The sequence below is a fragment of the Actinoplanes sp. KI2 genome (genome assembly GCF_025630775.1).
Classification (GTDB): domain Bacteria; phylum Actinomycetota; class Actinomycetes; order Mycobacteriales; family Micromonosporaceae; genus Actinoplanes.
Map to the genome: position 1 here is coordinate 65,216 of NZ_JAOSZE010000046.1, position 13,983 is coordinate 79,198.

The following is a 13,983-nucleotide window of genomic DNA, read 5'->3' on the forward strand; positions in this document are numbered from 1 at the left end:
TCTACGGTCGGGGCCGCGCCGGCGGGACGCTGAACTGGGGTGATAGCCATGATTGCTGCGCCCGGCCAGGCCGCCGTCATCGAGACACACGCTGCGGTGGTGTTCTTCCTCGGCGACTGCGCGTACAAGCTGAAGAAGCCGGTGGATCTGGGTTTCCTGGACTTCCGCCGCCGCACCGACCGCGAGGCCGTCTGCCACCGCGAGGTCGAGCTCAACCGCCGGCTCGCCGCCGACGTCTACCTCGGCGTCGCCGACATCCACGGCCCGGACGGCGCCGTCTGCGACCACCTCGTGGTGATGCGCCGGATGCCCGACGACCGCCGCCTGTCCACCCTGATCCGGTCGGACACCGACGTCACCGCCGACCTGCGGCAGCTCGCCCGGATACTTGCCGCCTTCCACACCCATGCCCGGCGCGGCGCCGCCATCTCCGCCGAGGGCACCCGCGGTGCGCTGCTCGGCCGCTGGGACGCCACGTTCGGGCAGCTACGCCCGTTCGCCGGGCAGGTCCTGGACGCCGCCGACGCGGCCGAAGTGGAACAGCGGGTCCACGAGTTCCTGGCCGGCCGAGAGCGGCTGTTCACCGAGCGGGTCGCCGAGGGCCGGATCGTCGACGGGCACGGCGACCTCATCACCGACGACATCTTCTGCCTGCCGGACGGTCCCCGGGCACTGGACTGCCTCGAGTTCGACGACCACCTGCGCTACCTGGACCAGCTCGACGACGCGGCGTTCCTGGCCATGGACATCGAGCATCTGGGCGCCACCGCCCTGGCGCAGATGTTCCTCGACTGGTACGCCGAGTACAGCGGCGACCCGGCGCCCGTGCCGCTACGCCACCACTACCTGGCGTACCGGGCCTTCGTCCGGGCGAAGGTCGGCTGCCTGCGGCACGCCCAAGGCGACCCGGCAGCCGCGGCGGACGTCCGCGCCTACACCGGCCTGACGCTGCGGCACCTTCGAGCGGGCACGGTCAGCCTGATCCTCGTCGGAGGGACACCGGGCACCGGCAAGACCACCCTGGCCGGCCGGCTCGCCGACCGGCTCGGCGCGGTGCTGCTCGGCAGCGACCGCACCCGCAAGGAACTGGCCGGCGTCTCCCCCACCACCAGCGCGGCCGCCGGCTACCGGCAGGGCATCTACACCGCCGAGCGGACCGAGTCCACCTACGATGCGCTTCTGGAACGCGCCGCTCTGCTGCTCGAACGCGGCGAGACGGTCCTGCTGGACGCGTCGTGGATGTCCGGCCGGCACCGCCAGGCGGCCCGCGAGCTCGCTTCCCGCACCCACGGCCGCCTGCGGGAACTGCGGTGCGTCGCCGGTCACGAGACCGTCACGCGGCGGCTGTCTGAGCGTACGGGAAGCGAGTCCGACGCCGATGCGGCGGTGGCGGCGGCGATGACAGCAGAGGCACAGCCGTGGCCGGAGGCCATCGACATCGTGACCGACAACATGCCGGACACCTCACTCGAGCGCGCTCTCGACGCCGTGGTCATCGATCGCGACGGGTGAGCGCCCGCCACAGATCAGGCAACAGCGCAACGCCCGCGCGATCGTCCATCTGCCGCAGCGCAGCGACGCCCGCACCCGCACCGCACAGGCCCGCCACGACCAGAAGCACCCGGCTGGACGACACGTCCACCGCCACCGAGCCCCACCGCACGACAAAGCTCGACCCCGCACCCGCCAGCGCGCTCGCCGCCGCCACCGACAGCAGCAACACCACCCGCGCCGACGCCTGCAGAAACGCGAAGACCCGGCCGCGAACCGCGTCGGGCACGTCGGCACCGATGATCGTCACGCCGTACAGCAGCGCGGTGCCCGCACCGAGGCCCACGACCAGGACGATCGCGAGGGCGCCGCCGAGACGGGGCATCGCGGCCAGCAGCCCGACAGCCAGCCCGGCCAGCATCACCGACAGGCCGAAGGCGCGTCGCCGGGAAAGCCGGCCCACCACGGCAGGACCGGCCGCTACCCCGATGCCGAACCCGACGAACAAGCCTGCGAACAGCAGGGCGAACGTCGAGTCGCCGCCGCCGAGCGAGCGGGCGTAGAACTCTGCGGCGCCGACCACGATGCCGGCGCCCGCGAACGCGCCGAACAGCCCGATGGCCAGCCCCCGCATCAGCGGTGAGCCGGCGAGGTACCGCCATCCCGTCCGCAGCGCCGCCCGGGCGGATTCCCGGATCCCGGTGCCGCCGCGCCCCGAGATCTCCGGCACGCCCAGCGCGACGACCACGGCCGAGGCAAGGAACGTGAGCGCGTCGAAGTAGAGCGCGACCGCGGGCGCGCCCGCCCGGCCCAGGCCCGGCAGCCGTCCGGCTCCGGCGAACGCGAGGGCCGCCAGGACCGGGGTGATCCCGTACGTCGTGACGATCGTCAGCTGGTTGGCGGTCTCGAGCCGGTCACCGGGCAGCAGGTTGGGCACCGCGGCCTCCTTCGCCGGCGTCCACACCATGGCGCCCACCTGCGCCAAGAACGAAGCCACGGCCGCCCAGGCCACGACCTCGGCGCGGCCCGGAAGCACCTCGGCGGCCAAGGGGATGGAGGCGAACAGCAGGAAACGCAGCACGTCGACGGTCACCATCGTGTGCCGCCGGTCGAACCGGTCGGCCAGGACGCCGGCCATCGGCCCGAGCACGAGCCACGGCAGCAGCTGGATCGCGATGACACCGCCGAATGCGGCGCCCTGGGCCGCGGAGGAGCTCAGTTGCGCGGCGGCGAACGACGAGGTGGCCAGCAACCCGAGCCAGTCGCCCAGCGACGACAGCCCGAACACCAGCCAGAGACGCCGGAACGGCCGCAGCCGGAGAACCTCCGCGAGCGCGGAGGTCGGCCGGCGTCCGGTGGTGGCCACCCGAGACACCGATCAGTACGCGACGTCTCGGTGGAGGCCGTCCCGCAAGCCGGCCGCCTCGGGCACGCCCACCACCGGCAGCACGAGTGCCGCCGAGATCGCCACAAGCGCTCGCCGGTTCGTCACCTCGCCCCTCCTTCTGCGCGCCTGCGACAGGCCGCCGACACGACACGAGGCGCCGTGGTCACGGACCACCGCCGCGGCCGGTGTGGCGTTCACCTGCAAGTACATCGCTCGGTGCCCGGCGGCAGGCAGAGCCGACCGTCCATCGGACCCGGGCCTTCCGGATCCCGCCGACCCGTGCCGCTCTCGTCACTGGGCCAAAGCCACGCAATTCGGGACTTGCGGCCCTGCCCGACGGCTGGTCGCCGGCGAATCATGAAGGTGCGCCCACCGGCGCAGAGGTGAACACCTCGGTGACGGACCGGCGATTAAGATCGCCGCGATTAAGGACCGACCGCCACCGGGTAGCCGGCAAGCCCGCCGGTGGGCGTTTTGACCCACGCTCGGGGGGTGGATCGCATGAGCGGACCGCATCGGGTGCCGGTAGCCGACGTGGAGATCGTCACACACGGGCACGTCACCGGTTATCTGGCCGAATACGCTCGCCAGAAGATCCTCGAGGTGTGCAAGCACACCCGGGAACCCGTCCTGCACGTACGCGTCAAACTTGGGGTGTCCGGCGATCCCGCCGTGCCCCGGCCGGCGCGGGCGCAGGCCAACCTGGACGTCAACGGCGGCCTCCTGCGTAGCGGCGTCACGGCGCCGACCCTGCGGGAAGCCGTCGACCTGCTGCAGGACCGGCTCCGGCATCGACTGGCCCGGATGGCACAGCACTGGACGGCCCGGCGCGGCGGCGTGCCCGCGCCCGGCCCGCACGAGTGGCGACACGTCTCCGACCAGCCGTACCGCTCTTCTGCTGCGGTCGAAGAGCCGCAGCTCGTCCGGCACAAGACCTATGAGCCGGCCCGCGCCACGCCCGACGAGGCTGTCTTCGACATGGAGCACCTGGACTACGACGTCCACCTGTTCACCGACGAACACACCGGCCAGGACGCGGTCGTGTACCGGACCGGGCCCACCGGTTACCGGCTGGCCCGGCTGCGCCCGGCGCAGGGACCGGAGCCCCCGGCCGCCGTGCCACTGACCGTCAGCGAGAAGCCCGCACCCCGGCTCACGCCCGCCGAGGCGGTGGAACGGCTGAACCTGGCCGGCTGGCCGTTCCTGTTCTTCGCCGACGCCACCGACGGACGGGGACGACTGCTCTACCACCGCCACGACGGCCATTACGGCCTGGTCACCCCCGCCGGCTGAGCCGACCTCCGCCAGATGCGGCCGCCAGTCCGGAGTCCGCCGTCCCATCCGAGCCGTTTCCGGGCCGGATAGGGATTTCTACCGGCAAACGCGAAGTTCGGGGGCGGATGGCCCTGCCGCCATCACGAGCGTCGCGCGAGTGTGGAGTCGGGGAGGCTGGCACGATGCGGCACTCGATTCGGCTCGGTCAGGTGCACGGCATACCGGTGGGCCTGCACTGGTCCACGGCCGTGATCCTCATCCTGGTCGCGGAAGGGTTCGCCGTCGGCGTACTGCCCGTTGCGGCCCCCGGGTACACCGCCGTCGCCTACTGGCTGGCGGCGGCCGGCTTTGCCGGCATGTTCCTGGTGTCGCTGCTGGCTCATGAATACGCGCACGCGCGCACCGCCCAGCACTACGGGGTGCGGGTCCGCTCGATCACCCTATGGTTGCTCGGCGGGGTGTCCGAGCTGGACGGCGAGACGCCGCACCCCCGCGGGGACCTGCTCGTGGCGCTGGCCGGACCAGCGGCGAGCCTGGCCGCGGCCGGGAGCTTCCTGCTCGCCGCCGGCCCGGCCGGGCTCGCTCATCTGCGCCTTCTCGAGGCGGGTTTCGCCGACCTGGCCGTGGTCAACGCTGTACTGGCAGTCTTCAACCTGCTGCCCGGCGCACCGTTGGACGGTGGGCGGGCGCTGGCGGCGATCCTCTGGTGGCTGCGCGGCGACCGTGCGGCGGCCCGCCTGGCCGCCACCCGGGCCGGCATCCTCCTCGGTTCCCTGCTGGCCGTGGCTGGAATCGTTCTGACATTTTCCGCGCAGTTCGTCGGCGGTCTGTGGTTCGTGCTGCTCGGCTGGTACTTGGTCATGACGGCGAGCGGCGAGGCGGCCGCCAGCCGGCTGCTCACCGGCATCGGCGATGTCCCGGTAGAGCGGCTCATGTCCGCACCACCGATCTGCGGGTACACGAGCCAGACGGTTGCCGCGTTCGTCGCGGAGGTGGCCGCCGCCCACCCGCACCGCTGCTACCCGGTGGTGGAAGTCGACGGCCGGCTCGCCGGCCTGGTGACGCTCCGGATACTGGCCACGGTGCCCGTTTCGCGGCGCTCCGAGGTGCGTCTGAACCGGATACTCGTCCCCGTCTCCAGGATTCCGGTCGCCCCGCTCGGCACGCCGGTCCGCGAGCCGTCGGCGCAGCCGGTGAACCCACTGCGCTGCACTGTGGTGGTCGACGGCGGGCGGCCCTGCGGCGTGCTCACCGCCGGTGACCTGGCACGCGCCCTGGCGATCGCCGAGCTGCGCAATCCGGGCGGCAGCGTCCGGCAGCCGCACTGACTTCCGGGTCGATGCAGGATGCAAGCATCGCCGCGCGGCGACCGCGGCCGGGCCGGCACTGCCTCGGATCGGCCGATTCCTCGCCGGGCGGGAGGCGCCGAAGGTGCGGATGCCGCGGTCGGGCACCGCCTCGACCGGCGAACAGGACCATCGGCACAGGGCGACGGCACTGTGGCTCTAGCACCTGTGGAGAATCGGCGGGACGGTGATAGTGGCCCAAGCGGATCCACCGCCGAGCGGTCACCGATTGATGTGTTCGGCGGCATGTCGGCGGTCATCGGATGGCAGGAGGTCGACGGCCATGATTGCGCACGTTGGTGATCGAATCGTCATCGAAGGCACTCACCTCGGCGACGGCCGCCGGGTCGGCGTCATCACCGAGGTCGGACACCCCGACGGGGCACCCCCGTACCGCGTCCGGTGGGAAGAGAACGGCGAGACGAGCCTCATCTTCCCCGGAGCGGAAGCTCATCTCGACAATCCGCGCCACGAAGGCGGTACGTCGTGAACACCCGTCCCGGCGCACCGATCGTGGTCGGCGTCGATGGATCGCCTCCCAGCCTCGTCGCCGTGGAAACAGCCGTCGCCGAGGCCGCCCTGCGGCACCGCGGGCTACGCATCGTGCACGCCTTCACCTGGCCACCGGCCGCCGCTGCCACCACGCCGGGCCTGACCGGATCCGCCCAACGAATGAGCTGGGAACAGGCGGAACACCACCTTGCCGAGGCCACCCGGATCGCGGACAAGTGCGCGCCCGATGTGACCACCACCGCCGAGATGATCACCGGGCCTGCCGCGCCGGTGCTGCTGGACGAAAGCCGCGGGGCCGCCCTGCTCGTGCTCGGCGACCGCGGCCTCGGCGGGCTCACCGAACTGCTCATCGGCTCGGTGGCGTGCCACACGACCACACACGCACACTGCCCGGTCATTGTCGTGCGTGGCGACTCGCGACTCGACGGGCCCGTGGTCGCCGGTGTCGACGGTTCCGCCACCTCCGCACTGGCGCTCGATTTCGCCGCGGAAGAAGCCGCGCTGCGCGGCACCGACCTGGTCACCGTGCACGCCTGGGGCGGCGGCGACAGCACCGACCTCAACGCCGACCTGCCCATGACGTACGAGTTCTGGTCCGGCGAGGAAGAAGAGAAGCGGGTTCTGGCCGAGGCGGTCGCCGGCCTCGCCGAACGCCATCCGGATCTGCGCATTCGCCAGCAGGCCCGGCGCGGATCCGCCCGCCGGATGCTGACCGGATGGTCCCGCACCGCCCAACTCGTGGTGGTCGGCAACCGGGGCCACGGCGGGTTCACCGGCTTGTTGCTCGGCTCGGTCAGCCAGTACCTCATCCACCACGCCGGCTGCCCCGTCGCCGTGGTCCGGCCCGGGCTCAGCGAAACCGACCAGCCGTCGGCGTGACTTCGGGGGCACACGAACCGGCCACCGGTGGCACCGAAATCGAACGGACCGCGCCGCCGGGCGACGAGCCCCCAGTTCGCGCGGGCGCTTCCCGGGCTCGTCGCTCCTTCCGGGAAACCCGGCCAGGCGCGGTAGCCGATGCTAACGGTAGTAGCCGGCGTGTTGATGCGACGGTTCACCGACCGTGCCAAGGTTCTGGCCCACCACCTGGCTGCGATCGTTGACATCGGTTGCCGCCCGTACTCCCATGCGTCGCGGACCACTGAACCGGCGAAGCGGGTAGGGTCCACATGCTGGTTCGGCCAGGGCTCGGCGCTCGGCATTCCGAAAATCCCGCGATGCAGGCAGAGCTCCTCTTCCACGCCCAGAGCTTTGTCCATAATCGGCGCATGTTTCGGTGTCGGGTTGGGCCTGAGCCTCCCGGACCAGGCTGGCGATGGATGGACCGCTACAGGAATGCGGCGAGCAGCACGGCGAAGATGCCACAGAGGAAGACGCCGTCGAACGTGCCCGCGCCGCCGATCGATACCACCGGCGCTCCCATCTTGCGGAGGGCGCCCAGATGGGTCAGATCGGCCCCGACGAGAGTGCCGGTCGTGCCGGCGATGTAGGCGAGCGCCGCGGCGCCCTGCGGCGGGTTGAGCACCGTCGCCGTGATCGCGGCCGTCAGAGCCGGGATCAACGGCGGCAGGGTGATCCCCACCTGCGGGATCGGCCGGGCCAGCAGGTGCGTCACGACCCCGACAACGGCGACGGCTGCGACGGCATCCACCCAGAGCCCAGTACGCGCGGCGAGATAGACCGAAACCCCGGCCGGAATGACGGCTCCGCCCAGGTTGACCGCGACAACGGTACGTCGCGGCTCGGGCACCGAGACCAGGACGGTCGTCGCATCCCAAGCCCTGATCCGGTACACCGCCCGGGAGGGACGACGGGCGATCCGGGCCACCGGGATGTCGATCACACTGCCGAGCAGGCCGGCGAGAAGAACGACGGCGGCCGCGTATGGGTTGAGGCCGGCGAGGGTGAACGCGAGACCGACCGCTTGCACGAAGAGTAACGTCATTCCCAGTAGCAGCAGGCCAAGGACGACCGGCAGGACCGGCCGACGGGTGTCGGCGTGCTCGCGTCCGCGGCCCGCCCTGGTCATGGTCTGCGCGGTGCCGGTTCGCGCCACCGGCGCCGCGTTCCACCTCCTGTTCCCACCCTTCACCAGGGTCCGGACGCTCGTCAGGGCCAGGAGTCATGACCGCTGCGGCCGGCCGTCCCCGGACCGGGCGCGATCCCCGGGCGACCATCCCCGGCAAGCGGCAGGCGAACTGATCGCCATGGAACGCACCCGGCGGGCACAGCAACGGACGGAGTGCCGGGCGCGTCGGGTTTCGCATCGGCTTGTCAAGTTGCGCCAATGGTTCTGACGGTACCGGCGAATTCGAAACGGCGGATCGCAGGGCTATCGGCCCGGTCGGGAAGGACCTCAGACCCCAGCGATCAAGTACCGGCACGAAGCAGAGTCGTAACAGCGAGCACAGCATCAAGGTGTGGATCGTCGGCTTCTCGCCTGCTGCCCACCTTTCTGCCGGTGGTCGAACGGCTCGGCCTGACGATCAACGGCGGTTGGGCTCCCCGTCTGCCCGCAGGCATGAACTGCACCGACAGCTGCGGAGGATCCAGTGACCAGTCGCGTTGCAGAGCGGCCGGCGTGCGTCGTCACCGGCGCCCCGGCAATCCAGGCGCTGGAGAGCAACGAGGTCTTCGCCGCCGTCGGTAGCTCGACCCGCGGCCTGTCCACGGCCGAGGCGAAGCGGCGGCTGGAGCGCGACGGCCGCAACGAACTGCAGACGCCGGCCGGGCCGTCGCTGATCGGCCGGTTCGCTGCGCAGTTCACCGACCTGTTCGCCGTCATGCTCGAGGTCGCGGCGCTGATCACCTTCGTCGCCTACCTGCTCGGCCAACCTCGTGACGTCGGAAACCTGCAACTGACCGTGGCGATTCTGGCCGTCGTGATGATCAACGCGGTAATCGGCTTCTGGCAGGAATACGCCGCGGAGCGTACCGCCGACGCGCTGCAGGCCATGGTGCCCCACCAGGCTCGGGTGCTGCGCGACGGCGAGCGCGTCGAGGTTCCGGCCACCACGATCGTGGTGGGCGATGTCCTGGTGGTCGAGGCAGGCGACGCGGTGTCGGCGGACGGGCGAGTGGTCGAGGCGCACGGCCTGTCGGTCAACAACATGGCCCTCACCGGTGAAAGCGAACCGGTGACCCGCACGACCGACGCCGCCCGGGACGACACGCCGGCGCTGGACGCCCGCAACCGGGCATGGATGGGCACCACCGTCGCTGCCGGCACCGGCAAGGTCGTGGTAACCGCTGTCGGCGCGGCCACCGAGTTCGGCCGGATCTACCGGCTGACCGCCCAGACCCGCATCGAACCCAGCCCGCTCCAGCGCAAGATCGCCGCAATGGCGCGGCGGGTCGCGCTGGCGGCATTCGCTCTCGGCCTGCTCGTGTTCGTCGTACGTTTGTCCGCGGGCGCCGAACTGGTCACCACGTTCGTCTTCGCGCTCGGCGTCATGGTGGCCCTGGTCCCCGAGGGCCTCCCGGCCACCCTGTCGGTCGCCCTCGCGGTCGGCGTACGCCGGATGGCCCGCCAACAAGCCCTGATCAAGAAACTCAGCGCGGTGGAAACCCTCGGCTCGACGACGGTGATCTGCACCGACAAGACCGGCACCCTGACCAAGGCCGAGATGACCGTGCAGACAGTGTGGACGCCGGACCGGATGCACCGGATCAGCGGAGCGGGCTACGAGCCGGCGGGCGACGTCGAGGATCCGGCATCCTTGCGGGAGATATTGCGGGTGGCCGCATTGTGCGCCGACGCCCGCCTGCTGCCACCGGCCGACGGTCTCGGATGGCGCATCCTGGGCGACACCACCGAGGGCGCCATCCTCGTCGCCGCTCGCAAGGCCGGCATCGACCTGCAGGCCGAGCAGGACCGTGCACCCCGGATCGGCGAGTTCCCGTTCGATTCCGACCGCAAGCTCATGACCACGCTCCACCGCGACGATGACGACGTGTTCGCGTACGTCAAGGGATCGCCGCAGGAGCTCCTCGCCCGCTGCACCCGAGTGACCGGGCCGCACGGCATGGCCGAGCTCGACGACACGCTGCGGCGCCGGATCACGGACGTCAACGACGAACTGGCCCGCGGCGCGCTGCGGGTACTCGGCGTCGCGTACCGGCCGGTCGCCGAGCACACCGATCAGGAGCAGGCCGAACACGACCTGATCCTGCTCGGGCTCATCGGCATGCTCGACCCGCCCCGGCCCGAGGTGGCGGCCGCCGTCGCCGCCTGCCAGCAGGCCGGCATCCGGATCGTCATGGTCACCGGCGACCACGCTTTGACCGCCGAAGCGATCGCCCGCCGCGTCGGCATCGTCACCGGGCCACCGCCGCGCACGATCACCGCCGCCGACCTGGACCGGCTCGACGACCCGGCGTTGCGCGCCGCGCTCGACGATCCGTCGCCGATCCTGTTCGCCCGGGTCAAACCGGAACACAAGATGCGGGTGGTCGCCGCCTTCAAGGACCTCGGACAGGTGGTCGCCGTCACCGGCGACGGCGCCAACGACGCCCGGCACTACGCCGCGCCGACATCGGCGTCGCCATGGGCCTCTCGGGCACCGACGTCGCACGGGAAGCCGGGGTCATGGTCCTGCTCGACGACTCGTTCGCCGCCATCTCCGCCGCCGTCGAGCGCGGCCGGTCGGTCTACCAGAACATCCGCAAGTTCCTCATGTACCTGTTCAGCCACAACCTCGCCGAACTCACCCCGATCCTGGCGGCGACCTTCGCCGGCTTCCCTCTCGTCCCTCTGTCGGCAGTGCAGGTGCTGGCGATCGACCTCGGTTCCGACGTGCTGCCCGCACTCGCCCTGGGCACCGAACCCCCGGAGCCGGAGACCATGAACGCGCCACCACGCTCCCCGAAAGAGCCGCTGTTCACCCGCTCCGTGCTCGGCCGCATCCTGTTCCTCGGCGGCATCCAGGCTCTCGGCGTCACCACCGCGTTCTTCTGGAAGATCCACACCGCCGGGATTCCGTACGCCGCATTCACCGCCGACAACCCGATCTACCGCGAAGCGCTGACGATGACCCAGGCCGGCATAGTCGTCAGCCAGGTATTCAACGGCCTGACCGTCCGCAGTGACCGGCTCAGCATCCGCCGGCTCGGCGTCCTCAGCAACCCGCGCCTGCTCGCCGCGCAGGCGCTGGCGATCACCGCGATGTGCGCGATCAGCTACGCCCCGCCGCTGCAACAGATCTTCAACACCGCGCCGCTGTCGCCGCTCGACTGGGCAATCCTGACCGGATTCGGCGCCGTCCTGCTCGCGGCCGACGAAACCCGCAAGGCCCTCGTACGAGCCCACGCCAAACGCCGGAAGGAAAACACATGAAAGTCATCATCATGGGCTGTGGCCGCGTCGGCGCCGAACTCGCGCAGGACCTCTGCGCCGAACACCACGACGTGACCGTCATCGACCGCACCCCGAACGCCGCCGAACGGCTACCCGCCACCTTCCCCGGCCGGTTCCTCCTCGGCAACGGCTACAACCAGCGCCTGCTGGAAGACGCCGGCATCACCCAGGCGGACGGATTCATCGCCGTCACCTCCGGCGACAACACCAACATCGTCGGCGCGCGCATCGCCAAAGAGGACTACCGAGTTCCCCTTGTCGTCGCCCGCATCTACGACCCCCGCCGCGCCGACATCTACCGCGACCTCGGCATGACCACCGTCGCCAGCGTCCGCTGGACCGTCAACCGCATCCACCAACTGCTCACCCACCGCAACCTCACCACCGAGATGAGCTTCGGCAACGGCGAAACCGTTCTCGTACGCCAACAACTACCCGCCTGGCTCGCCGGCCGGCCCCTGAACGACCTTGAAGTCGACGGCGAGATCCGCGTCATCGACGTGACCCGAGCCGGCCGATCGTCCTTGGCCAGCCGCAACACCGTCATCGAAGCCGGAGACGAGATCACCTTCGCCGTCGCTGCCACGGCGCTGGACCGGCTACGCGACTTCCTCGGCAAGGAGCTCGGCACATGAAGATCCTCGTCGCCGGTATCGGACGACTCGGCGGACAAGCCGTCCACGTGTTGTCCGCGACCGGCCACCAGATCACCGCCGTCGATGCGAGCCAAGATGCCTTGAACCGGCTCGACAGCGATGCGTTCCGCAAAGTCCGCGGTGACGCATGCGAACTCGACGTCCTCGAGAAAGCCGGCGCCTACAACAGCGACCTGATGATTGCCGCCACCGGCGACGACGAGGACAACCTGGTCATCTCCTTACTGGCGAAACGACACTTCGCGATCCCGCGGGTCCTGGCCCGGGTCAACGACCCCGACAACACCTGGTTGTTCGACCTTCGCTGGGGCGTCGACGTCGCCCTGCCCGCCGAAGGACCGCTCGTCGCGCTCATCGACGAAGCCACCGGCGCCACCGACACCATCGGCCTGCTACGCCTGGCCGCCGCCGGGGTCACCCTCGTCGAAAGCCGCATCCGGACCGAATCAGCCGTGGCCGGCCACACCGTCGCCGACATCGCCCTGCCCCACGGCACCGTCGTCGCCGCCATCATCCGCAACGGACAACCGACCGTACCCGGGCCGACCCACCGCATCGACCCCGGAGACACACTCCTGCTCGTGACCAGCAACGCCACCGAACACGACATCGAAACCGCCCTGCGATGACACACCCGAACCGCGTGCCGATCGCCACGACAGGCCGGCGACAAAGCCCCCCGCACCGCCGCTGAGCCACCCGATTCGTTCCCGGCCGGGTCTGCGCTGCCCTGGGCTGCGCCTGCCACGGGGCGCGATCCGCCCGCTCACGCCCCGGGTCGGCGATCATGACAGCATCGAGGTGCCGATAACCGCTGCCGCTCTGCGCTCACCGCACGACGCGCTCACCGCGGTCCTCGCCACCACGAGCCTGCAAGGGACGCCGCGCCTGCTGCGCAGCCGGCCGGTGACGCGAACTCACCGCTCTGCATCGGGCCAGTTGTCACTATTTGCGGGCCACGTGGCCCGGGTCACGGCCGTCGCAAGATTCTTAGCATCGATGTATGAGCGCGACGCCCCGGATGACAACGCCGACACAGGCAGTGCTGCGATCGCTGCTGGACGCCTACCGGGAACATCCGGCTCACGAACTTTATGGGCTTGAGCTGTGCGAACAGCTTGGTCTGGGGTTCCGGACCGTCTATCGGATTCTGACCAGGCTCCACAACGCTGGGTGGATTAACAGGCGCGCCGAGGGCACGGATGCGGTCGCCGCCAACAGGGCAGCACGCATCTACTACCGGCTCACGGAGCAGGGAGCCGATTCCGCTCGGCAGGCCTTGACCGAGGCGGCGGCCCACTCTGCCGGTGAGAAACACGATCGACGGTGGCAAAGTGGTCCGGGCTGCGCTACAGCATCACGCCCCCGCCGCGGCAACAACCGGCCGCCAGCACCGCCGATCGCAGCAGCAACCAATCGAGTGATTTATTGACACCGGTCTGATGAGCACTACCGCAAGGCAAAGGCCCCGTACGCCGTCATCCCTCGGGCCACCTGACGCGGCATCGCGCGCGGCGAACTGCCATGGACGCCGGCCCTGCGGAAATTCTCGAGCTGCGCGCTGGTCCGGTCTTCCACCTGTGGGCGCACTCGCGGACGGCGTCGACGCGCTTGTTCGCCGAACGGCCGTCGATCGCGTATTAGCTCACATATACCCCAGGGCGACGCCCAGGCAATTGACCGCAGTCCAGGCGCGGGCGCGAGCCGAGGTGCGGCGCCTACTGAGCGCTTGGCATCCTGACCGGCCGCCGATGGACCGGACCGGCCGCACGGCGGTGCTCGACGAACTCCGGCCGACGTCGGTCTCGTGCCGGCCAGGAGCGAGCCCAGCAGCACTGCCGCGTACCCGGTACATCACCTCGACCGGTCCTCTCCAGTTCTCCTTTCGGTCGGGCGGCAGGCGGCCGGGCCGGGGCCGGGACAGGCGGCGGGTGCCGTCGGAAGCGGCCGAGGTGACCT

Annotated in this window: 12 protein-coding genes; 10 read left to right on the forward strand and 2 right to left on the reverse strand. The window is 70.6% G+C overall.

All coding sequences use genetic code 11. The features are described 5' to 3' along the window. Positions 1-48 precede the first annotated feature (48 nt). Positions 49-1,512 carry an AAA family ATPase gene (locus tag ODJ79_RS37505; protein ID WP_263028433.1) on the forward strand — a complete coding sequence of 488 codons (1,464 nt, stop codon included), beginning with the start codon at positions 49-51 and terminating at the stop codon, positions 1,510-1,512. On the opposite strand, the gene ODJ79_RS37510 is transcribed toward ODJ79_RS37505, so the two are convergent. Then, the gene (locus ODJ79_RS37510) at positions 1,493-2,857 is read right to left on the reverse strand and encodes an MFS transporter (RefSeq protein ID WP_263028434.1); all 1,365 of its coding nucleotides are present in this window, start codon (positions 2,855-2,857) and stop codon (positions 1,493-1,495) included. The genes ODJ79_RS37505 and ODJ79_RS37510 overlap by 20 nt on opposite strands. Before the next feature lie 522 nt (positions 2,858-3,379). On the opposite strand from ODJ79_RS37510, the gene ODJ79_RS37515 reads away from it, so the two are divergent. The 4 genes from ODJ79_RS37515 (at position 3,380) to ODJ79_RS37530 (ending at position 6,891) form a co-directional block, all read left to right on the forward strand. Then, positions 3,380-4,171 (forward strand): HPF/RaiA family ribosome-associated protein, encoded by a 792-nt coding sequence (locus ODJ79_RS37515; RefSeq protein WP_263028435.1) that lies wholly within the window; start codon positions 3,380-3,382, stop codon positions 4,169-4,171. A gap of 164 nt (positions 4,172-4,335) precedes the next feature. Continuing rightward, positions 4,336-5,481 (forward strand): site-2 protease family protein, encoded by a 1,146-nt coding sequence (locus ODJ79_RS37520; protein ID WP_263028436.1) that lies wholly within the window; start codon positions 4,336-4,338, stop codon positions 5,479-5,481. A gap of 301 nt (positions 5,482-5,782) precedes the next feature. Continuing rightward, entirely contained in the window at positions 5,783-5,989 is a 207-nt protein-coding gene (locus ODJ79_RS37525) for a DUF1918 domain-containing protein (protein WP_263028437.1), read from the forward strand. Continuing rightward, a complete protein-coding gene (locus ODJ79_RS37530; protein ID WP_263028438.1) occupies positions 5,986-6,891 on the forward strand; it encodes a universal stress protein in 906 nt (301 codons plus the stop codon). Before ODJ79_RS37525 ends, ODJ79_RS37530 begins: the two co-directional genes overlap by 4 nt. 448 nt (positions 6,892-7,339) lie before the next feature. Here the strand turns inward: ODJ79_RS37530 and ODJ79_RS37535 are convergent, their stop codons facing one another. Next, on the reverse strand, positions 7,340-8,068 hold the full coding sequence (locus ODJ79_RS37535; RefSeq protein WP_263028439.1) for a DUF1614 domain-containing protein: 729 nt from the start codon (positions 8,066-8,068) through the stop codon (positions 7,340-7,342). A gap of 496 nt (positions 8,069-8,564) precedes the next feature. On the opposite strand from ODJ79_RS37535, the gene ODJ79_RS37540 reads away from it, so the two are divergent. From ODJ79_RS37540 to ODJ79_RS37560, 5 genes are all read left to right on the forward strand, one after another. Beyond that, the gene (locus ODJ79_RS37540) at positions 8,565-10,859 is read left to right on the forward strand and encodes a cation-translocating P-type ATPase (RefSeq protein ID WP_263028440.1); all 2,295 of its coding nucleotides are present in this window, start codon (positions 8,565-8,567) and stop codon (positions 10,857-10,859) included. Then, positions 10,781-11,347: a cation-translocating P-type ATPase C-terminal domain-containing protein gene (locus ODJ79_RS37545; protein WP_263028441.1), complete on the forward strand. Its 567-nt coding sequence runs from the start codon at positions 10,781-10,783 to the stop codon at positions 11,345-11,347. Before ODJ79_RS37540 ends, ODJ79_RS37545 begins: the two co-directional genes overlap by 79 nt. Continuing rightward, positions 11,344-12,003, forward strand: a complete 660-nt coding sequence (locus ODJ79_RS37550) for a potassium channel family protein (RefSeq protein WP_263028442.1) — start codon at positions 11,344-11,346, stop codon at positions 12,001-12,003. The genes ODJ79_RS37545 and ODJ79_RS37550 overlap by 4 nt, the downstream gene beginning before the upstream one ends. Beyond that, positions 12,000-12,653: a potassium channel family protein gene (locus ODJ79_RS37555; protein ID WP_263028443.1), complete on the forward strand. Its 654-nt coding sequence runs from the start codon at positions 12,000-12,002 to the stop codon at positions 12,651-12,653. The genes ODJ79_RS37550 and ODJ79_RS37555 overlap by 4 nt, the downstream gene beginning before the upstream one ends. A gap of 374 nt (positions 12,654-13,027) precedes the next feature. After that, positions 13,028-13,456, forward strand: coding sequence for a PadR family transcriptional regulator (locus tag ODJ79_RS37560; RefSeq protein WP_263028444.1), 429 nt, complete (start codon positions 13,028-13,030; stop codon positions 13,454-13,456). Positions 13,457-13,983 lie beyond the last annotated feature (527 nt).

Coding starts and splice junctions, on each gene's coding strand:
- ODJ79_RS37505 (WP_263028433.1), top strand. CDS start 49: ATGATTGCTGCGCCCGGCCAGGCCGCCGTCATCGAGACACACGCTGCG.
- ODJ79_RS37515 (WP_263028435.1), top strand. CDS start 3,380: ATGAGCGGACCGCATCGGGTGCCGGTAGCCGACGTGGAGATCGTCACA.
- ODJ79_RS37520 (WP_263028436.1), top strand. CDS start 4,336: ATGCGGCACTCGATTCGGCTCGGTCAGGTGCACGGCATACCGGTGGGC.
- ODJ79_RS37525 (WP_263028437.1), top strand. CDS start 5,783: ATGATTGCGCACGTTGGTGATCGAATCGTCATCGAAGGCACTCACCTC.
- ODJ79_RS37550 (WP_263028442.1), top strand. CDS start 11,344: ATGAAAGTCATCATCATGGGCTGTGGCCGCGTCGGCGCCGAACTCGCG.
- ODJ79_RS37555 (WP_263028443.1), top strand. CDS start 12,000: ATGAAGATCCTCGTCGCCGGTATCGGACGACTCGGCGGACAAGCCGTC.
- ODJ79_RS37560 (WP_263028444.1), top strand. CDS start 13,028: ATGAGCGCGACGCCCCGGATGACAACGCCGACACAGGCAGTGCTGCGA.